Annotated in this window: 33 protein-coding genes and 1 pseudogene; all 34 read left to right on the plus strand. The window is 47.5% G+C overall.

The window, feature by feature from the left end:
• The first annotated feature begins 48 nt into the window (after positions 1-48).
• The 34 genes and pseudogenes from B5D20_RS07820 (at position 49) to B5D20_RS07965 (ending at position 20204) form a co-directional block, all read left to right on the plus strand.
• Positions 49-285, plus strand: coding sequence for a hypothetical protein (locus B5D20_RS07820; RefSeq protein WP_078665678.1), 237 nt, complete (start codon positions 49-51; stop codon positions 283-285).
• A gap of 276 nt (positions 286-561) precedes the next feature.
• Complete coding sequence (locus B5D20_RS07830; protein WP_078665680.1) at positions 562-1377, plus strand: DnaD domain protein; 816 nt, start codon at positions 562-564, stop codon at positions 1375-1377.
• Positions 1310-2236 (plus strand): ATP-binding protein, encoded by a 927-nt coding sequence (locus B5D20_RS07835; RefSeq protein WP_078665681.1) that lies wholly within the window; start codon positions 1310-1312, stop codon positions 2234-2236. The genes B5D20_RS07830 and B5D20_RS07835 overlap by 68 nt, the downstream gene beginning before the upstream one ends.
• Positions 2237-2252: 16 nt before the next feature.
• Positions 2253-2402: pseudogene (gene ssb / locus B5D20_RS07840) on the plus strand (single-stranded DNA-binding protein); the annotation flags it as partial.
• A 47-nt stretch (positions 2403-2449) separates the two neighbouring features.
• Positions 2450-2911, plus strand: coding sequence for an XF1762 family protein (locus tag B5D20_RS07845; RefSeq protein WP_078665682.1), 462 nt, complete (start codon positions 2450-2452; stop codon positions 2909-2911).
• 117 nt (positions 2912-3028) lie between these two features.
• Positions 3029-3331, plus strand: a complete 303-nt coding sequence (locus tag B5D20_RS07850) for a hypothetical protein (RefSeq protein ID WP_078665683.1) — start codon at positions 3029-3031, stop codon at positions 3329-3331.
• A gap of 3 nt (positions 3332-3334) precedes the next feature.
• On the plus strand, positions 3335-4135 hold the full coding sequence (locus tag B5D20_RS07855) for a hypothetical protein (RefSeq protein ID WP_078665684.1): 801 nt from the start codon (positions 3335-3337) through the stop codon (positions 4133-4135).
• Between the two features lie 19 nt (positions 4136-4154).
• Positions 4155-4475, plus strand: a complete 321-nt coding sequence (locus tag B5D20_RS07860; RefSeq protein WP_078665685.1) for a hypothetical protein — start codon at positions 4155-4157, stop codon at positions 4473-4475.
• Positions 4472-4600, plus strand: coding sequence for a hypothetical protein (locus B5D20_RS14205; RefSeq protein WP_278308372.1), 129 nt, complete (start codon positions 4472-4474; stop codon positions 4598-4600). Before B5D20_RS07860 ends, B5D20_RS14205 begins: the two co-directional genes overlap by 4 nt.
• Positions 4575-4961 carry a RusA family crossover junction endodeoxyribonuclease gene (locus B5D20_RS07865; RefSeq protein ID WP_159071968.1) on the plus strand — a complete coding sequence of 129 codons (387 nt, stop codon included), beginning with the start codon at positions 4575-4577 and terminating at the stop codon, positions 4959-4961. Before B5D20_RS14205 ends, B5D20_RS07865 begins: the two co-directional genes overlap by 26 nt.
• Entirely contained in the window at positions 4952-5098 is a 147-nt protein-coding gene (locus B5D20_RS13880) for a hypothetical protein (protein ID WP_159071967.1), read from the plus strand. Before B5D20_RS07865 ends, B5D20_RS13880 begins: the two co-directional genes overlap by 10 nt.
• A 58-nt stretch (positions 5099-5156) precedes the next feature.
• A complete protein-coding gene (locus tag B5D20_RS07870; protein ID WP_078665687.1) occupies positions 5157-5738 on the plus strand; it encodes a hypothetical protein in 582 nt (193 codons plus the stop codon).
• Between the two features lie 24 nt (positions 5739-5762).
• The gene (locus B5D20_RS07875; RefSeq protein WP_159071966.1) at positions 5763-6221 is read left to right on the plus strand and encodes a hypothetical protein; all 459 of its coding nucleotides are present in this window, start codon (positions 5763-5765) and stop codon (positions 6219-6221) included.
• A 206-nt stretch (positions 6222-6427) separates the two neighbouring features.
• Positions 6428-6712 carry a hypothetical protein gene (locus B5D20_RS07880; protein WP_078665689.1) on the plus strand — a complete coding sequence of 95 codons (285 nt, stop codon included), beginning with the start codon at positions 6428-6430 and terminating at the stop codon, positions 6710-6712.
• Positions 6713-6724: 12 nt separating this feature from the next.
• Positions 6725-6940 (plus strand): hypothetical protein, encoded by a 216-nt coding sequence (locus B5D20_RS07885; RefSeq protein ID WP_078665690.1) that lies wholly within the window; start codon positions 6725-6727, stop codon positions 6938-6940.
• A 6-nt stretch (positions 6941-6946) separates the two neighbouring features.
• Positions 6947-7093: a hypothetical protein gene (locus tag B5D20_RS13885; RefSeq protein ID WP_159071965.1), complete on the plus strand. Its 147-nt coding sequence runs from the start codon at positions 6947-6949 to the stop codon at positions 7091-7093.
• 35 nt (positions 7094-7128) lie between these two features.
• The gene (locus B5D20_RS07890) at positions 7129-7329 is read left to right on the plus strand and encodes a hypothetical protein (RefSeq protein WP_078665691.1); all 201 of its coding nucleotides are present in this window, start codon (positions 7129-7131) and stop codon (positions 7327-7329) included.
• Between the two features lie 62 nt (positions 7330-7391).
• Entirely contained in the window at positions 7392-7838 is a 447-nt protein-coding gene (locus B5D20_RS07895; RefSeq protein WP_078665692.1) for a terminase small subunit, read from the plus strand.
• Positions 7819-9087, plus strand: coding sequence for a PBSX family phage terminase large subunit (locus B5D20_RS07900; RefSeq protein ID WP_078665693.1), 1269 nt, complete (start codon positions 7819-7821; stop codon positions 9085-9087). Before B5D20_RS07895 ends, B5D20_RS07900 begins: the two co-directional genes overlap by 20 nt.
• Positions 9087-10526 (plus strand): phage portal protein, encoded by a 1440-nt coding sequence (locus tag B5D20_RS07905; protein WP_078665694.1) that lies wholly within the window; start codon positions 9087-9089, stop codon positions 10524-10526. The genes B5D20_RS07900 and B5D20_RS07905 overlap by 1 nt, the downstream gene beginning before the upstream one ends.
• The gene (locus B5D20_RS07910) at positions 10526-11947 is read left to right on the plus strand and encodes a phage minor capsid protein (RefSeq protein ID WP_078665695.1); all 1422 of its coding nucleotides are present in this window, start codon (positions 10526-10528) and stop codon (positions 11945-11947) included. Before B5D20_RS07905 ends, B5D20_RS07910 begins: the two co-directional genes overlap by 1 nt.
• Before the next feature lie 5 nt (positions 11948-11952).
• Positions 11953-12129 (plus strand): DUF4926 domain-containing protein, encoded by a 177-nt coding sequence (locus B5D20_RS07915; protein ID WP_107753931.1) that lies wholly within the window; start codon positions 11953-11955, stop codon positions 12127-12129.
• A 98-nt stretch (positions 12130-12227) separates the two neighbouring features.
• Entirely contained in the window at positions 12228-12812 is a 585-nt protein-coding gene (locus B5D20_RS07920) for a capsid assembly scaffolding protein Gp46 family protein (RefSeq protein ID WP_078665697.1), read from the plus strand.
• 21 nt (positions 12813-12833) lie between these two features.
• The gene (locus B5D20_RS07925) at positions 12834-13787 is read left to right on the plus strand and encodes a major capsid protein (RefSeq protein WP_078665698.1); all 954 of its coding nucleotides are present in this window, start codon (positions 12834-12836) and stop codon (positions 13785-13787) included.
• Positions 13788-13833: 46 nt separating this feature from the next.
• A complete protein-coding gene (locus B5D20_RS14210; RefSeq protein ID WP_278308374.1) occupies positions 13834-13965 on the plus strand; it encodes a hypothetical protein in 132 nt (43 codons plus the stop codon).
• A 15-nt stretch (positions 13966-13980) separates the two neighbouring features.
• Entirely contained in the window at positions 13981-14448 is a 468-nt protein-coding gene (locus tag B5D20_RS07930) for a DnaT-like ssDNA-binding protein (protein ID WP_078665699.1), read from the plus strand.
• A 300-nt stretch (positions 14449-14748) separates the two neighbouring features.
• Positions 14749-15102 carry an HK97 gp10 family phage protein gene (locus B5D20_RS07940; RefSeq protein ID WP_200803483.1) on the plus strand — a complete coding sequence of 118 codons (354 nt, stop codon included), beginning with the start codon at positions 14749-14751 and terminating at the stop codon, positions 15100-15102.
• A gap of 12 nt (positions 15103-15114) precedes the next feature.
• Positions 15115-15507 (plus strand): minor capsid protein, encoded by a 393-nt coding sequence (locus B5D20_RS07945; protein WP_078665702.1) that lies wholly within the window; start codon positions 15115-15117, stop codon positions 15505-15507.
• A complete protein-coding gene (locus B5D20_RS13890; protein WP_159071964.1) occupies positions 15504-15656 on the plus strand; it encodes a hypothetical protein in 153 nt (50 codons plus the stop codon). The genes B5D20_RS07945 and B5D20_RS13890 overlap by 4 nt, the downstream gene beginning before the upstream one ends.
• Positions 15656-16375 (plus strand): hypothetical protein, encoded by a 720-nt coding sequence (locus B5D20_RS07950; RefSeq protein WP_078665703.1) that lies wholly within the window; start codon positions 15656-15658, stop codon positions 16373-16375. The genes B5D20_RS13890 and B5D20_RS07950 overlap by 1 nt, the downstream gene beginning before the upstream one ends.
• A 14-nt stretch (positions 16376-16389) precedes the next feature.
• Complete coding sequence (locus tag B5D20_RS07955) at positions 16390-16794, plus strand: phage tail tube protein (protein ID WP_078665704.1); 405 nt, start codon at positions 16390-16392, stop codon at positions 16792-16794.
• Positions 16795-16816: 22 nt separating this feature from the next.
• Positions 16817-17173 carry a hypothetical protein gene (locus tag B5D20_RS07960; RefSeq protein WP_078665705.1) on the plus strand — a complete coding sequence of 119 codons (357 nt, stop codon included), beginning with the start codon at positions 16817-16819 and terminating at the stop codon, positions 17171-17173.
• Positions 17174-17240: 67 nt separating this feature from the next.
• The gene (locus B5D20_RS13895; RefSeq protein WP_159071963.1) at positions 17241-17387 is read left to right on the plus strand and encodes a hypothetical protein; all 147 of its coding nucleotides are present in this window, start codon (positions 17241-17243) and stop codon (positions 17385-17387) included.
• 3 nt (positions 17388-17390) lie between these two features.
• Complete coding sequence (locus B5D20_RS07965; protein WP_078665706.1) at positions 17391-20204, plus strand: tape measure protein; 2814 nt, start codon at positions 17391-17393, stop codon at positions 20202-20204.
• Positions 20205-20207: the final 3 nt, after the last annotated feature.

Below are 20207 nucleotides of genomic sequence, written 5' to 3' on the forward strand. Positions count from 1 at the left end.
CGGCGGGCTAGTCCCGCCGGTCCTAAAAAAAGAGGGGAAGGGATAGAAATGCATCCATTGATTGCGATCGCAAAGCAGCGCAAAAAGGTTGAGAGACTGGTCAACAAATATGGAACTGTACAGCACCCAGATGTTCTGGCTGCAAATGCGGCCCTGGATGTAATGGTTAACACTTACATGCTGACCGCTTATGCGAAAGGGGATGCCACACTGGCCCAGATCAGACAGGCGGCCAGGGAACTGGGGGAAGAAAGATGTGGAGACGACGGAAAAAGTATCGCTTAAATTTAGTCGCAATTTTGGTCATAGTCTCCCTGATACTAAGTTTATACAGTTTTTATGCAAATTATACCTCGGCAAGCGAAAAAAGTTATACGACCTACATTGTGGCACCTGGTGATACGCTCTGGGCAATTTCAAAAAGGTTTTATCCTGATCAACGGGATGTATTGGAAGGTGTAGACATTATATGTGAGGCTAACAGCCAGGATGGAAAGCCGTTGGAACCGATAATTTACCCTGGGCAGATTCTGAAAATACCTACATGGCGGTGAAGCCCTTATGAACTACATTAAACAGCTTAATGCCCTATACGATTGGCTGCAAGAGAACAAGCTGTCTGTATCCGCAAGTTCGCTTTATCATACATTGCTCATGATAAACAACAGATGCGGATGGACGGCATGGTTCCAGCGGACCAATCAGTCCCTCTGCGGACTTATAGGGATAGACGAAAAAACATTAATCAGAGCAAGAAATGAACTTAAACAAAAAGGGCTTATTGATTTTAAGAGCGGGAACAAAAAAGGTGAGCCAACAAAGTATAAAATCATTGATTTAACTGGAGAAAAGGATGGAAATATTCCAGTCAATAACACTAAGGCTGGAATATTTCCAGTAGAACCTCCAGTAAAACCTCCAGTAAAACCTCCAGTACAACCTCCAGTAGAACCTCCAGCCATATATAAACTAAAACTAAAACAAAAACATAAACAAGAAGATGATGATGAAGATGATGATAATAAGGCGGCCGATGGAAAGGGCTTCCAGAAACTGCGGAAAGTATTCGAGGATAACGTGCACCTCATCACGCCTTTTGAAGCTCAGGTGCTATTGGAGTGGCTTAACCGTGTTGAGCCGGATGTGGTAGAAATGGCCATTCAGGAGGCGGTAAAATCAAATGCCAGGAACATCAGGTACATTGAAAAGGTCCTGATTAACTGGCACAGTAACGGGCTAACTACTGCAGATGCTGTTAAGGGATACTTGAGGGATTACCAAGACAAGAGCAAAGGGGGTAAAGTGGCCAATGCAGCGGATCGGGGAAATATTGTTTCCGGGGACGTCCAGCGATTCTACGCAAGAGGCCTTGATTGAAAATGTACCCTTGTCTCAGGCCGCAGAATTGGGAGCAAAAGTGCCAGATATTAAAAACGAAATCTGCCAGTTTTGTCAGGCAGAGCTTGAACCGGTTGGGATGTTCTTGCGAGTTTTTGGGCCGCGCTGGTATTATCGGGGGCATGCACGATGTAACTGTAAAGATGCCCAGGAGTATTGGCGTAAATACGAAGAAGAGCAGAAGAAAGAGATGTTAAGGCGCGCACAGGAAGAGAAAGAACGGGCTTACCAGGAGAAAATAGCCAGGCTCTTGAAAGAAAGTAAACTGGGCGAAAGATTCATGACGAGGAAGTTTGAAAACTTTCAAGTAACAACCAAGAATAAACAAGCCTATGAGATAGCCTTAAAGTACGCGAAAGAATTCGAAAAATACAAAAAGCAGGGATTAGGACTTATTTTTACTGGCAGTTATGGAACGGGGAAAACCCATCTGGCGGCTGCTATTTGCCATGAACTTATACTGCAAGGATATCAGCCTATATTTGGCACGATGATTAACCTGCTTGAAAAGATTAAGGCAACGTATGATGACGATTATGCCAGGGAGAATGAGGAGCAGGTCATTAACAAGTACATAAATTGCGACCTGCTAATTATTGATGACCTGGGCAAAGAGAGGCCGACAGAATGGGCAGTGGAAAAGTTATATTACATCATCAACTCAAGGTATGAGAAAAACAAGCCAATATTGATCACGAGTAATTATGACATTGAAAAGCTCACTGCTCGTCTTACGGTAAAAGATAACCTGGAAACCGCTGAAGCGATAACTTCCAGGATATTCGAAATGTGCCGAGGTGTGCATATGAATTACGAGGACTACAGGAAGATAGTCTGAGCAAGGAGTGAATAGATTGCTAAACAGAATCATTCTCATTGGACGCCTGACCAGGGATCCTGAGCTGAGGTATACCAATACCGGTAAAGCGGTGGCCAGATTTACTCTAGCGGTAGATCGGCCTTTTAAGAACCAGGCTGGTGAACGGGAAACCGATTTCATCAACCCATGCAATATTTTAGCAAAAACCAGGGTTAGGTTGGTGGTGCTAACATGAACCGACAACCAAGGCTTATAATAGTTCCCTGCACGCTCGATGAGGCCAATGCCTTTATCAGGCAACATCATCGGCATCACCAACCTCCGCAGGGATACAAATTCTGCTTGGCAGTAGCCGACATGGAAAAAGAAAAAATCGTGGGGGTAGCAATTGTGGGCAGACCGATTGCCCGTCATCTGGACGATGGCTGGACACTGGAGGTAACCAGAACCTGTACTGACGGAACCAAAAATGCTAACTCAATGCTCTTGGGTGCGGCTTGGCGGGCAGCTAAAGCACTTGGCTATAAGAAGCTTATCACCTACACTTTGCCTGAGGAAAGTGGGGCAAGCCTTCGGGCAGTAGGTTGGAAGTGCATAGGGGAAACTGGAGGAGGAAGCTGGAGCAGAAAGAACAGGCCAAGAGTAGATTTACATCCTTTGCAGGTTAAACTCCGGTGGGAAAAAGAAGCCTAAAGGACATTCCGTTTTAGGGGGTTTCATAATGTGCGAGTTGTTAAATAAACTTCATTGGTGGCTTTACTTGAAGCTTATTGAAGGCTTACGTGCGAGGTTAGAACTGGATGAGATGAGATGGATAGACTGGGTAAGGTACTGGATAGTACTTCGATTTCCCTTACCAAGGTAGGTAAAGTTACTATGGACTGGGAATATGTTGGTGACTTCCGCTATCGAATTAAATCCCTGGGTGCAAGCAGTATTAAGTTTGGCCCCTGTGAAGTTTGTGGTAAACCCGCAACAGAAGTGTTTTTACAAATTGAGCAGAGAAAATATCAAAAGCCCAGCGGCGAGATAAGTTATACCCAACACGGATGCCGGGATATGTTTGGACACTATGAGTGTTTGTTGAGAATGCGGAGGAAAGAGGCGGTGTAATAAGTGTGGAAGCTGAAATATGATGGGCCGGTTTTACCTGAAGGACCGTTTTCACACTTAATAAAAAGCCCAAGAAAGGAGCCACCACTAAAACAGCTTACTTTATTTGAGACTCTCGAAGACCAAGTAAGAACCGACATCATCAAGCTAAAGAACAAATTCATTCGTAAAGGTACTGTAATAAAGCATATAGCCAAAAAACATGAGCTGCCATTATCCAAAGCCAAGGCGCTTTATGAAAAGATTGTTGAAGAAATAAGGCACGAGTTGGAGTACGAGTATTACATAAAAAACAAAGACTACTTCGATCTTAACAAGGCCCTGCCAGTAGGAGTGACCTGGTGTAGCACAAGCCAGGGCGGCTGTTCGAACCAGCACGGGGCCTCCAATACAGCCTTACAGGAGGCGGTGAGCATGCAAATATATTTTGGGCGCGGCGCAATGTATGCGAAGGTGGAAGAAGGTGACCAAATCCAGAGAGTACCGATTGAACTTGGCGATAAAACACTTCATCCTGGCCAGTATGTAAAACGGCTGGGGCACAAGAAGCGCTCCAGCTTTGAAATGAAGGACGGGTGGTATTTACGGTACGAAGGCAGGATTGATGAGATACTACTGTTTAGTGTTAATGCAATAGGCACTGAAGGCACTGATAATTTCTACTACGCTTTTGTGCAAATCACTCCGAATGATCTACTTGTCCAGAGTGCACAAAATGCCTTTTATGATGTGCATGTAGAGTGGCTTGAAGTTTACGATGAGGTGCCGATGCAAGAAACTATGCAGCAACTGAGTTTATTCTAACTAACCGGAGGTGTATCTGATGACAAAAAAGAAATCCCCCTGGTCCAATGGGGGGAACCAGCCGAATCGCGATAGAATCGCAAAAGAGCATAGGAGCAAGCTGAAAAGGTTTCAGGACCTGTTTGAAAATCCACTCAAGGTGGTTGATATAAAGCAAGGGGTACTGGTTAGCCGGGACCCGGAACCGGCATATTTCCGCAGCTATACCCCTGAAGAGTGGAAACTGATAGAACGGATAAAGATGGTCCAGGAAGAAAAAATACTTGACGAAATAAAAAGGGCTTGGGAAGAGAGGAAGGCGCGTCGCCTGAAAACCAGAAAGAGGAGGGCAGCTGGATGACGAAAGGCTTATTGGCAGCATACATAGCTGGATTGGTTGTACTTGCTCTCCCGGTAATTGCGATGGAGTTGCAGATAAGACGACTCAGGAGGATTTATGATGAGTTGCGGGAAAGAGGTCTTTGAATTTGTTGTCCCCGGCCGACCAGTGCCGGCCGTCCGGATGACGCAAAGAGGCAAATTCGTGAAGGAACGAGCTCAGCAATATCTGGCCTATAAGGAGGCAGTGGCATGGTACGCAGTCAGGGCCGGGGTTAGGCGGATTAATGGTCCAGTTGCGGTGGAGATTATCATCCACCTTGCTGACAAAAAAGCTGGTGACTGGGACAATTACGGGAAAGCTATAACCGATGCGCTAAACAAAGTGGCTTACAAGGATGATAGGCAGATAGTGGACGGCAGAGTTATCAAGCGGCTCTGCGATAAAGGCGAGGAACGGGCAGAAGTCCGGATATGGAAGGTTGAGGAGGTGGAACAATGTGGCTAACAGCATTGGGCTTGCCAATGGCATTTATGATGGGTTGGATATTAGCAACAATCCGAATGGACAAAAAAGCCCAGGAACAATGCCTGGAATGTATCGCTATGAGGGGTATTGCCCGTTTTGCGGAGGACGAGAACTAAAGGATTACCCGGACTTGGATTTGAGGTGTTGCCTGGATTGCCGGAGGGTGGTTTAAGGATGGACAACCTTTTTCCCTGCAAAAGGTATTTTATGGACGTGGAACATTACAGGCGGACCGGGGAGATAATTCCTGTGACGGAACCGGAGGAAATTCCGCCGATTCCATTAGTTGAACTAATTGAGGCAGAGAACGAGAAGTTGAATAGGGGGGCTGGCGCTGTGCCACAGGATGTAAGGCCCGTTATGGGATTATTCAAAAACGTGGATGACTTGATTGCTGCAATACATAAGGCAGGGAACCCGTATAGATTGTCGCAGGAGATTGGGAAAACTTATGCGACCATTATGTACCACCTGCGCCACAATGGCTATGACTGGGACAGAGAGCAGGGCAAGGTGGTGCCCAAAAAAGAGGTCCAGGAAAAGCCGCAAGAAAAGGAGGGGGAACCGATGACAGAAACCAAAGCCTGCGAATGCGATAAACGGGAACCGATTTGGGTGGTAAATATCAAGAATCCTGGAAAGCCACCAGTCAAGCTAACCTTTATCGATCCTGCAGCTGTTCTGGAATTGTTAACAGTCTTGGGTAAAAGCAAAGAACAAGTGGTCACGGAGGTAGTAACCGGAGCGGCAAACTAGATGAAAGGGGTGGGAGTGTTGAAGATGAAGAGGGCAACGTACAGGCATGTAGAAGCAGAAATATATGCCTACTACGATACGCTAAAAGCTATTGAGGAGCTCAGAAAAGATATTATCCTGGCCGGAGGACAAGACGAACTTGGAGCTGTTGTTGGCGGTGGGTATGCTTCAAGCAAAGTAGAACGCCGAGCAACAAAGCTGGCGGACAGCATATTGTTGCGGGAGATGGAACGAATAACCAGAGCGATAGCGGATGTATACACAAAAACCAAAGAAGAAGTACGCCATGCAATTTGGGTGAAGTATGGACTTGCGATAGACTGGCAACCGCCAGAGGAACTTGTGGCCAAGATGAAAGGGCGGAACCGATTTGATATGTCAGTAAGGGAAATGGCAGACATGATTCCTGTAGCAGAAAGCACTTTTTATGCATATCGAACTGGTTTTGTCTATGGAGTTGCTGAGCGACTGGGCTGGTATTAGCTTAGAGTTTTTTCGGAGCATGAAAGGGGTACAAATAATTTATAATTAAACTAGCGAAGCGAAGCCGCCGCAAGGGCGGCAGCCTGCATGTCCTGTCATTCTTTTCTGCCCCCTTTCCTGGACCGGTCTCATTAGAGGCCGGTCTATTATTTAGAGTAAAAAAGGGTGCTGGTTTTGTTTTATTTAAGACTTATTGAGGTGATAACATGAAATTGCCAAACAAAATCAAAATCGGGGGATTATACCTGGATGTAATCCTGGATGATAGACTAGCTGCTTCTAATGACAGATTTGGAGAATGTGATCATATAAAGGGGAGAATAGTCATTGATGGGGTGCAGCCGGATGATCACAAAGAAGTAACGTTGTTGCATGAGATAATCGAAAAGATAAACTTGGAATACGAATTAGGTCTTGACCACAGGCAGATAACGGCTTTGGCAAGCTGTTTATACCAGGTACTTAAAGATAATGGCCTGGCGTTTGCCTGAGGAGGGTAAGCAGTGAACCCAGCTGAAATTTTAGAAACAGCAGTACTTAACCTTGCAACTGGCGAGGTTTTATATTTCATGCTTCCTCCATGCGAAGCAGTAAAGGCTGCATATTTATACAGCATTGGAGATAAAAACACTTGGGATTATGCCAAGCGGAACGTTGTGATACACTGCGGGCGATATGTTGTCAGTTGCGGCGATTGGACGGCTCGAGTTAAGGAGTGATCGATTTTGGATCCGGCAGAAATTCTGGAAACAGCAAAACAATTACCGGCCATAATTGCCGAAAAGATGGAGGGCGTACCACCGGCAGTAATACTCAAGACCATAGCAGAGGAAATGCAGAAACTTGTTGAAACAATGCAGGAATTAACATAAATCCACCGAATGCTTAAAAGCAGGAGGTGGGGAAAATGACAGAAAAAGAAAAGATAATAAATTATCTTAAAAGCGTAGGAGAAGCAAAAACTATTCAGCAAATTTCAAAAGATACAGGAATTAAACAAATAGTAATTTTATCAATCTTAAATGAACTTCCAAGAGATATTATTGCAATCGAAGTTGAGCCGCTTAACGGAAACAATACCTCTGTAAAGTACAGATATAAAAATTAACCTACAATTAGAGCCTTCGGGCTCTTTTTTCATGTCCAAAAATGTGAGGCAGGTGAGGTGATGTGAAACTTACGGAAAAACAGAAAGCGTTTTGTGATTATTACATTGAGACGCTAAATGCTACTGAAAGTTATAAAAGAGCAGGTTATAAGGTTAAAAGTGAAGATGCCGCTAATGCGGCTGCAAGTAGAATGTTAAGAAATGTTAAGGTTCGCAAATACATCGAGGAAAGAATGAAGCAAAAGGAATCCGAGCGTATTGCCTCCCAGGACGAAGTGTTAGAATTCCTCACTCGAGTTATGCGCGGTCAAGAAACCGAAGAAGTAGTTGGCTTTACTGAAAGTGGCCCGGTTAAAGAAAAGAAAGCACCAAGCACAAAGGATCGGGTAAAAGCAGCGGAGCTTTTAGGAAAAAGATATGCACTGTTTACCGAAAAGGTCAACGTTAGCGGCAACATGGGCGTCGTAATTGTTGATGACATCAAGGCAGATGATAGCGATGAAGATTAAGCTTAGCGATTTGATAGCGCCGTCGTTTTACGAAGTACATCAAGACATAAAGAACAACCGCTACACTCATTACTGGTTAAAAGGTGGCCGTGGCTCGACTAAATCGTCCTTCGTTAGTTTGGAAATAATCCTTGGTCTTATGAAGGACCCTGACGCCAATGCAGTGGCCCTGCGAAAGGTCAAAGAAACAATCAAAGATAGCGTATTCGAGCAATTAGTTTGGGCAATCGAGAAGCTAAAAGTTACTGAGTATTGGGATATTAAACATAACCCGATGGAATTAACTTATCTCCCGACAGGGCAAAAGATTTTATTCCGCGGGGCTGATAAGCCGAAAAAAATCAAATCAATCAAGGTTAGTCGTGGATATGTGAAGTTTATTTGGTATGAAGAAGTAGACGAATTCAATGGCATAGAAGAAATCCGGGTAATAAACCAGTCCTTAATGAGGGGCGGGCAACAGTTTTGTGTTTTTTATACCTATAACCCGCCAAATTCAGTACGGAGCTGGGTAAATGAAGAAGTTTTAATTGAAAGAGCAGACAGAAAGATACATCATAGCACGTATTTGACTGTTCCTCGTGAATGGCTTGGGGAACAGTTTTTTATTGAAGCAGAGCATTTAAGACGGATTAACGAGAAAGCTTACCGGCATGAGTATTTAGGGGAAGTTACCGGAACTGGTGGGGAAATATTCAGTAACATCACAATTCGAAAAATTACCGATGACGAAATAAAAGCATTTGACCGCATCCGCCGGGGGATTGACTGGGGTTATGCGATAGATCCCGTTCACTATACAGTTTGCCATTATGATCGCACTCGCAGGCGGCTTTTTATTTTTTATGAGATTCACCAAGTTGGATTATCAAATCGACGCTTGGCTGAATTAATCAAGGAGGAAAACAAATTGAATTCTCTAATTACCGCTGATAGTGCAGAGCCAAAATCAATTGCAGAGTTAAAGAGTTATGGATTGAAAGTATATGGTGCCAAGAAAGGTCCAGGAAGCGTCGAATTTGGTATTAAGTTTTTGCAGGATTTAGAAGAGATAGTGGTAGACCCGGAAAGATGCCCGAATACAGCCAGGGAGTTTTTGAATTACGAGTTAGAAAAAGATAACAACGGCAATTTCAAAGCCGATTTCCCCGATAAAAACAACCATAGCATTGATGCTGTTAGATATGCGTTAGAAAATGACATGGTTGAACGAAATAGAACGGTGGTAGATAAACCAAAAGGTTGGTGATGACTTTGCTTACAAGTTTAGATTTCCTGGCGATTGGCCAGAAATGGCCGCCTCCGACGGAATTAGAAAGATTGACCTTATACGACAACAACCGCAAATTATTCGAGGGTAAGCACGATCAGGTTTATTCGCAGTGGATTAAACTGCTCCGGAGCGACCAGGCGGCAACACTTGAGATAATTCTGAACTGGCATAAGCGGTTGAGCATACTATGGGCTGATTTACTGCTGGGAGAGCCGCCGAGAATTAGCGCTGGTGATAGGAATAGTTCGGAACAGCAGAACCTAGAACGGTTAATCAGGGAAAACCAGCTCCATAATGTGTCTTATGAGGTAGTTTTAGATACAAGTCGTTTTGGGGTAGGGCTCTACAAAATCCGCTATGACGGTCGGGCAATTATCGAGGCTCAGCAACCGGCAGTATGGTTTCCTGTAGTAAAGACGGACAATGTAAAGGAGATTGTAGCCCACGTTTTGGCTTACACTTACGACGTTGAGGAAAAGGGGCTTTTTGGTACTCGAAAGCAAACCTACCTCAAAGCCGAAATACACGAGCGGGGGAAAATCACCTCCGCCTTATATTTGCTCCGTGATGGGATGATAGCAGCGGAACAGGATCGGGAAGAGGTAAGCACTGGTGTTGATGATTTCCTCATTGTGCCAGTAAACAATATCCTTACTTCTGACCGGGTAACTGGCATGGATGACTACTCCGACCTGGACAGCATTATTCAGGAGTTGGAGATAAGGGTAGCACAAATAAGCCGCATCCTGGACAAGCATGCCGACCCAAATATGTACGGCCCAGATACGGCGCTGGAGAAAGACCCGCAGACGGGGCAGTTGACGTTCAGAGGTGGCGGTAAATACTTCCCGGTAGGACCTGACGAGAAACCGCCGGGATACGTCACCTGGGATGGCCAGCTTGAAGCGGCATTCAGGCAAATTGATCTGCTGATGGAGCAACTCTATATTTTGAGCGAAACCAGCGCAGCGGCATTTGGCCAGCTTAAAAGCGGGCTTGCCGAAAGTGGGAGCGCACTACGTCGGCTGATGATGGCTCCGCTCGCCAAGGTAAACCGCATCCGTATGCGCTTTGATCCAGCACTGAAAAAAGTCCTGCGACTTGCTTCTGAGCTGGAAGTAGCTCAGGGCAAGCCGGGAGCGGTGAAGCTGGAGAATATCGAGATAACGTGGAATGACGGCTTACCGCAGGATGATAAAGAGCAAGCGGAAGTTCATTCCATACTGGTACAAAACGGGCTGGAAAGCCGGGAAACTGCAATACGGCGACTATTCCAGTTTGAAGCAGACACTTTGAGAGAAGAACTTATGCGGATAGCTGCTGAGGCAAACACACAGGTGCCGCTGATATTTAAACCGGCGATACCACAAACAAAACCGATAACGCCTGAAACTAGTACAGGCGGTGAAGAATAATGCCGCAGTTGGATGAAGAAAAGCTGATCCAGCAACTGATACAGCTTTATCGCTGGGGATTTGAAGAGATTTTGCGCCGGATAATTGAAAAAGAGGCCAAAAAGCAAGCGGTGAGGTATTGGCGAGACCTGCTTAAGGAAGTATACGAGATACTGCAGCAACTTGATACCGAAACAAAGGAATGGGTTGAGCAGGTAGTTGGTCAGGTATATACAAAGGCCAGTGCGGAAACAAGGACGTATCTGCAAGGTTTAGATATCGTAACTAAAGTTGATCCAAACTTTACCCAGATCCACCAGCGGGCCATAAATGCAATAGCTTCCAGTATGATCATGAGTATGCACGACTCCTTTCAGTTCATAGGCCGGCGGATTGACGATGAATTCAGACGCATTGCACTTGAGGAAGCTGGCCGTAAAATGGCCAGCGGGACTACGATTGATGACATGAAACAGAGGTTGATCCAGCGGCTGCTCGACCAGGGGCAAACAGCTTTCGTGGATAAGCTGGGGAGAAAGTGGCGGTTAGATAGCTATGCTGAGATGGTGGCCAGAACGACTACCAGGGAAGCGGCCAGCGCGGCCACGATAAACACCTGCCGGGAAGCGGGACTTGATTTGGTGAAGATAACGACGCATTATCCGACCTGCGAAAAATGTGCTCCGCTCCAGGGTAAGGTATTTAGTATCTCCGGCCAAGATAAACGTTATCCAAAGCTTGAAGATAGATATAGACCGCCAATTCATCCGAATTGTCGGCATTCCTTACATCCTTATGTGAGAGAGCTGGATCCGGAAGCAGATAAGGTACAAAAATACAGCAATACTTCGCTTATCAAAGACCCACGAAGCGAAGAAGAAAAGCAAGCTTACAAAGAAATGCGGGATGCGGTGACAATCGCTACTAACCGGAAAAGGGCAAGAGAAGTGCTTTATAACGAGGTCGCACCGCTGGAAGATAAATTGAAAGCGGCCCGACAGTTGCAACGGTCATACGAGAAGGCTGGGCAAAAGCCCAGAGGCCAGGATGCTGCAATTTTGAAGCATTATCAGGACTGGCTTAAAGAAAATGCCAGGTTCGGTATAATAACGCCAGAAAACGCCCATATTCCTGAGAATAAACTACTTGGTTACGCGCTAAATATGGAACATGCCAAGGGCGGGCGTGACAAGGCTATAGCATTTGAGAAAGCGCTGGGGTATAATAAAATTAACTATCGGCAGTTAATAGAGGATGTAAAAGCAAATTTATCCAAATACCCTGCGGTCTATAAGGGCAAAACGAAGTATGGCGACAAGTATGAGGTAAGGATGGAACTAACAGGCCCGAATGGCAAGACAGCACCAGTTGTTACAGGTTGGCTTATCGAAAAAGAGACTGGGAGACCAAGATTAACAACCATCTATGTTGATAAGAGGTGATGAAAATGATTGTGGAGGAACACGATGTAGTTTTACTGAAAGATGGCAGAGAAGGTACTGTCGTTTACGTTGGGAAAGATCCTCTCGGATACCTGGTTGAGTTCCCGGAAGACGAGGGTGAAGTTGAGGAGATTTCTCCTGACCAGATAGAGAGGGTAACATGGAGAATAAAAGAGCAGTGAAAACCACCCAAGCTAAAATGCAAGGGTGGTTTTGTTATGCCTAAACTACGGCAACGTGCGCCGGTTAAGCACGGAAATTAGAAGGAGGTAGTTTTTTTATGGATGATTTCAACAATACCAATATCAATCCTGCTGACGCCGGGCAGGACGCACAGAACAATCAACAGGCGGAACCTAAAACCTTTACGCAGGAGGACATCGAGCGAATCATCGCCGAGCGCCTCAAGCGGGAGAGAGAAAAATACAAAGACTACGCCGAACTTAAAAAAGCGGCTGAGGAATTGCAGAAACTCAAGGAAGCCCAGATGACGGAGCAGGAAAAGCTGCAGGCCAAGCTCCAGGAATATGAGCGGATCCTGCAAGAAAAAGAGCGAGAGGCCAAAGAAGCGCAAATACAGGCAACCAAGGTAAAGGTATTGACCGAACTGGGCTTGCCACTGGACCTGGCCGGGAGAATTTTTGGCGAGGATGAACAGGCGATTAGGCGGGATGCAGAGACGCTCAAGAAACTCCTGGGCATAGCTTCAAAGCCTATTGGCGGAGGAACCAATCCTACAACAACCAGCAGCGGGATGCAAAATCCCTGGCACAAAGATACTTTTAACCTTACTTTGCAAGGTAAGATTCTCAGGGAAAATCCTGCTTTGGCTCAAAAACTTATGGCTGAAGCGGGGATAAAGTAACGAAAGGGAGGATGATGAACCGTGACCACCAAAATTGCTGATGTAATTATTCCTGAGGTGTTTAACCCGTATGTAGTGCAAAAAACAATGGAACTGTCCGCAATCTTTGGAAGTGGAATCGTGCAGAGAACTGCTGAATTTGACCGGCTGGCTTCCAGTGGAGCTAAAACTATCAATATGCCCTACTGGACCGACCTTACTGGCGCAGATGAAGTGCTGTCTGATACCGGGGCCTTAACTCCTGGCAAAATCGGTACTGACCAGGATGTTGCAACTATTCTGCGTCGAGGCAAGGCCTGGGGCGCCAACGACCTGGCTGCCAACCTTGCCGGTGATGATCCGATGCGAGTAATCGGCGATCTTGTGGCCAGTTACTGGGCGCGCCGTTACCAGGCCACTTTGATTTCCGTTCTGAAAGGCGTATTCGCTTCGGCCAGCATGAACAGCAATAAGCTGGATATTTCTGGCCTGACCGGCGGGGCGGAGAAGATTTCCGCATCCAGCTTCATCGACGCTGTACAGCTTCTGGGCGACGCCAAAGACCAACTGACCGCTGTGATTATGCACTCCGCTGTTGAGGCAGCCCTGGCGAAGCAGAATTTAATTCAGTACATTCAGCCGTCTACTGCCAGCCCGCAGGTGCCTACCTATATGGGCAAGCGGGTAATTGTTGACGACAGCTGTCCAGCCTCTGCCGGAGTGTACACAACCTATATTTTTGGTGCTGGTGCTATTGCTTACGGCGAAGGCAATCCTGTAGGATTCGTTCCCACAGAGACTGACCGGGACAGCCTGGCTGGCGAGGACTACCTAATTAACCGCCGAACCTTTATTCTGCACCCGCGCGGTGTCAAGTGGGTAGGAACTCCTGCTGGTTCCAGCCCCAGCAATGCCGAACTTGAAACAGGTACCAACTGGCAGCGGGTTTATGAACCCAAAGCAATTCGCATGGTCGCGTTCATTCACAAGATCTAAGCGGGGGCAGGTTAATCCTGCCTCCCTTTTTAAATGAGGTGGTAAAATGAGTGTTACGGCATTTAACCGAAAAAGACGAGAGCTAGAGCTGCAAAGACAACAGCAGGAAAATGAAAAAAAATTACAGACAGAGCAGGAAAAAGCACAATTGAAGAAGAAATCTCCCGGCAAAAACTAGAAGGGGTGATGTTTTATGGCCTTGCAGGTAGGAATCAACAGCTATGTAACCCTGAGCGAGGCGGAGGAATACTTTGCCGGGAAACTTTTCTGCGAAGAATGGGAAAATGCAGACAGTTACACCAAGGAAAAGGCATTGATAACGGCGACGAAACGGATAAACAGATTGCCCTTTATTGGCAAAAAGGCAGATCCGGCACAGTTGCTGGAATTCCCCAGAGAGTTTGCCTGGACAAGACAAGCAACTTTCGGATTTACGCAGGAAGAAGAAATAAGCCCGGAGGTAAAGGCAGCTACATGCGAAGAAGCACTAGCACTATTAAAATTTGGGAATAATGCCAGAACGAATGCTCAGGAACAAAATGTGGTGCGGGTAAGTTTTGGGGATGTCAGTGAAGAATATCGAGCCAGCTTAAAGTTACTTAGCAGAGAAGCATTAGAACTGCTAAAGCCATATATTGCCGGGGCGGTGCCAATATGGTAAAGGAATACTTAAGGCAGTCAGCGATATTGCTAAAAAAAACCGGGCAGAATGAATTCGGGGAATCGCTTTTTAGCAGCTTGGCCATCAACGTAAGATGGGAGAACCGAATAAAAGTAATAAGGGATAGCAGGGGCCAGGAGGTAGTCTCCGAGGCCCGTTTCTTTTGCCTGGAAGAGGTTAAGCCAGGGGATAAAATTGAATATGCTAGCCGAAGATGGGAAATTGTATCCGTGACTGAATCAGTAGATTTGAACGGAGCCATAATGTACAGGGTTGCTTACTGTAAGTAGGTGAATTTCAATGGGCAAAGATCTGAAATGGGAAGGGCAATTTATAGCTAAAAAGGTTGACAGAAAAACAGAAGAGGCTTTGCGTATTTGTGCGGCTGATCTGCAAAGGAAAAGTGCTGAACAGGCACCTGTGGACACGGGTGATTTGAGGGCAAACTGTAATGTAAGTAAGTTGACGAAAAGGAAAGGGAAAGCTAGTATTAGAGTTGGGTATAATTTGCCATATGCTATTGTACAGCATGAATCGCTGCACTTTAATCACCCAAAAGGCGGTAAAGCTAAATACCTGGAGGACCCCTACAAAGAAAACTATGAGACCTATAAAAGGATAATTGCGAAAGGAATAAGTGAAGCCCTGAAGTAAGGAGGGGCACATATGCTGATTCGTGATATTGCGGACCTGATACAGGCCGGCGGCGAAGGGACCGTCGGCATTAATATTTTCCTGGGGCAGTTACCGGTAGATCCGGATGGAGCTGTGGCAATTTATCCTACCGGGGGATTTAAACAAACACTTCCTATTCCTGCTGTAAAAGCCACCGCTCAGGTAATAATTCGAGCTTTAGGATATGAGGATGCTTATAACAGAGCATGGAGAATTTTTAGCCTGCTGGACGACGGAGGCAAGGGGAACAAAATTTCGCCTTCTGGCAGAGAAATGGTGATAAAGGCCATGCAGCCGCCTTTTTTTCTGGAACGTGACGAAACTGGCCGGGTGTTGTTTGTTTTTAATATCGAAATTTGGACTGGCAGGGAGGTGGCCGGATGAAATATGTGGCGATGACTGGTCTTGAATATAATGGCAAGCGGGTTGAAGAGGGAGAGATTGTAGATGATCTGCCCAGGAAAAGTGTAAAGTGGCTGTTAGAGCAGGGGCTTGTCCGGCCAGCAGAACCCGATGAGGGAGGTGAGACCTGATGGCGTTTGAACATGGCAGCAAGGCAAAAGTATATTGTAACGGGTACGATCTGACCCCTTGCCTTACCAGCGTTAGTGTTTCTGGAGAGCTGGAGGCAGTTGAGGCCACAACCCTGGGCAGTACCGCCAAAAGCTATGTCCCGGGCCTGCAAGATGCAACCATTAGCGCCGAGGGGATACATTCCCCAGCGGTCGGTGAAATCGAATATGTGGTACAGGCGGCCCTGGGAGCTGGCAACGAAAGCACTTGGTGTTATTATCCGCAAGGAGACGCGCTGGGGGCCCGGGGCTATGGGCTGGCGGCATACTTTACCAGCTATGAGGTAGAAAGCCCGGTTGATGATGTAGTTAGCGTTACTGCTGAAGCGCAGTCGAGCAAAGGGCTGGATAATATAGTGTCTTTACACCAGCTGGCCACCAGAACCAGCACCGGCAGCGGCGGGCAAGTGGATAACAGTGCCGCAAGCAGTAACGGTGGAGTGGCTTATTTGCAGGTAACTGCAGTTAGCGGCGTTAGCCCGTCGGCAACAATTAAGATACAACACAGCGCTGACGGCATCACCTGGGCGGATTTGGCCACATTCGCTGTTGTTACGGCAAGCAACAATGCACAGCGGGTAGTTGTAACCGGAACCGTGAACCGGTATTTGCGGGCTACCTGGACCATAAGCGGGACGAGCCCGAGCTTTACCTTCAATGTTGCATTTGCGAGAAAGTAAAGGAGGAATGAGAAATGGCTTTTGCACACGGTAGCAAGGCGGTATTCAAGGTACAGAACAGCAGCGGCACGCTGACTGATATTAGCCAGTATCTGACCAGCATTTCATTTAGCCAGGAAGCGGAAACGTCTGAAACCACCACCCTGGGCAGCACCGCAAAAAGTTATATCCCTGGCCTACTCGATGCAACTATCAGCATCGAGGGTGTGTATGACCCGATGGTAGATAGCACCCTGGGCGGCATCTTTGGTATGACCAGGACTTTTGAATACTACCCGCAGGGCACCACGACCGGCAACCCGAAATTTACCGGCACCTGCATTTTGACCAGTTACAATCCGGAGACTGCCGTTGATGAGGCCGGCACCTTTAGCGCTGAATTCCAGGTTAGCGGTGCCGTTACTCGGACAACCGCTTAATAATTAATAAGGGGGTTTATTTGTGAGTAAGTATTTGGCTTTTGAGGATATTATCAATAAACCAGATCTTGATGAAAAAGAATTGTTTGTGCCCGAATGGGATGGCTATGTTAAAATTCGCGGACTTACTAAGGCACAGCAGCAGGCTATGCGGCGGCAGGCCAGCACTGCAAATGGCCAGATTGACACCGACAAGCTGGAAACAATCATGCTGGCCAGCTGTTTGGTGGAGCCAGCAATCACCATGGATCAGGCAGAACAGCTTAAAAACAAATCTGCCGCAGCGATTGACCGTATTCTGCGGGAAATCCTGGAGCTGGCCGGACTGACCGAAGAAGCACAAAAAGAGGCTATGAAATCCTTTCGTCCTGGGGTTTAAGGACCCCAGGCGATACCCTGATGAGTGGGAAAAAGTTTTCACGTTTCGGCTGGCCCGGGACCTGGGCATGACTGTTGCGGAGCTGGAACGAAAGATGAGCACCCGGGAATTCGTGGAATGGATAGCATTTTACGCAGCGGAGGCCAAAGAGCGGGAAGCCGAGCATAAAAAGGCCGAGCAAAAAGCCAGGGCCAGCAGGCTGAGGAGGCGATAATGGATGGCACAGGTTGGCGAATTGTTTGTCCGTTTGACGGCCCGGACATCGGACTTCCATCGGGCGTTAGATGAAGCCAAGGAAAAGCTAAACAGGGTAGCCAGCAGCGCCGGCGAAGCCTCCGCAGCTGCAGCTGCTTTTGTTGGCGCTATTAGCGCTGCGGCAGCTGCGGCTGCTGGTTTTGGCATTAAGCTGGCGGCCGAATGGGAACAGACGGAAATGGCTTTTACTACACTGTTAGGAAGCGGGGAGAAGGCGAAGGCCTTTCTGGAGGATTTGGATGCTTTTGCGGCCAGAACCCCCTTTGAACTGCAAGGTCTAACCGAGGCCAGCAGGAAACTGCTGGCCTTTGGCTTTAGCGCAAAGCAGATTATCCCCATGATGACCGCTATCGGGGACGCAGTAGCGGCCCTGGGCGGCGGGCAAGCAGAGATAAGCCGGGTAACGTTGGCTCTTGGCCAGATGCAGGCCAAGGGTAAGGTATCGGCCGAGGAAATGATGCAGTTGGCGGAACTGGGGATACCAGCCTGGGAAATGCTGGCCCGAGCTATTGGAACAAGTATCCCGGAAGCAATGAAGCTGGCAGAAAAGGGGGCAATATCCGGGGCTACCGGAATAAATGCTATCCTGGCGGGCATGGAAAAGCGTTTCGCCGGGGCGATGGATAAACAAAGCAAGACCATGCTGGGCTTATGGAGTACCATAAAAGACCAGCTAATATTTATAATGCGTTCTGTCGGGCAGGAGCTAATTGATGCATTTGGCATTAAGGACATTATGCAGCAGGTGGCTAATGAGCTGGGCAACCTAACGGCACGAATAAGGCAGCTTAAAAATGAGGGACATAGTTTGCGGGAGGCTATAATGGGGGCATTCTCCCCAGAGGCCAAAATACTGGTTGTGGCCTTAGCTGGGGCTATAGTGGGTGCTTTGGTCCCGGCCTTGTTATTAGCAACAAAAGCGGCTATAGCATTACTAGCATCTCTCGGACCGTTTATGCTACAGGGCGCTGCTATTGCTACAACCGCTTACCTGATTTACAAAGCGTGGAGAGATGCTGGGGGCGGAATAGCTGCAGTTGGTGTGTTTATACTGCGAGTGATCGGGTCTGTGGTACGGATATTGAGCTTGCTTATTCCTCCCCTGGCCGGGGTAGCAGATCGTATATTTGCGTACAGTAACACTCTGGGACAAGCAAGCAATAAAACAGCTGAAGTAGGCAACAAGATAAAGCAACAACAACAAGCCATCGCCGGGGCTGGGCAAAAAGCAGCGCAATCGCAGCAACAGTTAGGCAAAGCGGTCGAGGGGGCTGGCAAAAAAGCAGGCAAAAACCTGCAGGCTTTTGACCAGGTTTACACCCTGCAGGAGGACATGGCAGAGGCGGCTAGCGGAGCTGCGGCGAATATGGCGATGCCACAGGTAGCGGCTCCCAATATTGCAGCTCCAAAAATCCCGGACCTGAGTCAGGCTACCGGCCCTATAGGTGAGCTGGCAAAGAAGTGGGACGAGCTGGCAGCAGCAATGGAGAAGGCCAGACCTATCCTGGAGGCGATCGGGTATATTGTGGCTGCATTAATGCTGGGTAAATTTATTAAGCTTGCGGCCGAAGTGGGCAGCTTTATCGGGAAGCTACTGCCGCTGGGCAGAATAATGCAGTTTATAGCTGAAATACCGCTGGTAAAAAGGTTGTTAGATATAAGCTGGGCATTAGGTTTATTTGGGCGCTATGCATTGGCTGTGGTAGGATATGTGGCAAGGATGGCAGCAAGTTGGATAGCCGCAATCGGTCCAATCGGGTGGCTAATCGCAGCCGTTATCGCGTTGGCGGTTGTAATATACTTTTACTGGGACGAAATCAGTGCCTGGACAAAGCAAAAATGGTCCGAATTAACTGCTTGGCTGAGCCAGACTTGGGGAAATATCAAAGCATGGGCAGACGCAAAATTTAACGAAATCGTTAATGCTATTGCCCAGGACTGGGAGAAAATCAAAACAGGCGCAATAAACGCCTGGAACGCAATTGGGAATTATCTGAGCCAGGCTTGGGAGAATATAAAATCCTGGGCAGCCCAGAAGTTTTTAGCTCTTGTTACGGGCATTGGACAGTTATGGGCTGACTTAAAAACAGGGACGGTCGAGAAGTGGAACACCATAGCAAACTATCTCTCCCAGGCGTGGGACAATATCAAATCCTGGGCCGGGTCAAAATGGGGGGCGCTGACAGATACAATAAAGAGCAGCACAGCAGCAGCAACCCAGTGGGTAGCGGACAAATGGACAGCCGCCAAAAACACCATTAGCGAGCTATGGGACAGCTTAAAGCAGGCCACTAAAAGCAAATGGGACGGCATTACCGGGGTGCTAAAGTCTGCTGTAAATGGCATCATTGGTTTTATCAACAAGCTAATCGATGTATGGAACAGCCTTAAATTTACCGTTCCCAAAATCACGCTGCCGGGCGGCCGGTCCTTTGGAGGCTTTTCTGTTGGGGTAGTACAACTTCCGAAAATTCCTTTCCTGGCCAAGGGCGGTATTGTCACCGGGCCAACTTTGGCGATGGTTGGCGAAGCCGGCCCGGAGGCAGTTGTTCCCTTAAGCGGTTCGCGGGGCGCCGCCTTTGCGGACCAGATCGCACAGGCAGTATATGTTGCAGTCCGGGACGCTTTGCGGATGCACAGCGCAAGCAATAGCGGGGAGCACCGGCAGCAGGAAATCGTGCTTGAGATAGATGGCAACCGCATCGGCCGGGCGTTGTTCCCGGCGCTGACCCGGGAAAGCCAGCGGCTGGGCCGCACCGTAATCATAGGGGGGTGATGG

Source organism: Carboxydocella sporoproducens DSM 16521 (assembly GCF_900167165.1).
Classification (GTDB): domain Bacteria; phylum Bacillota.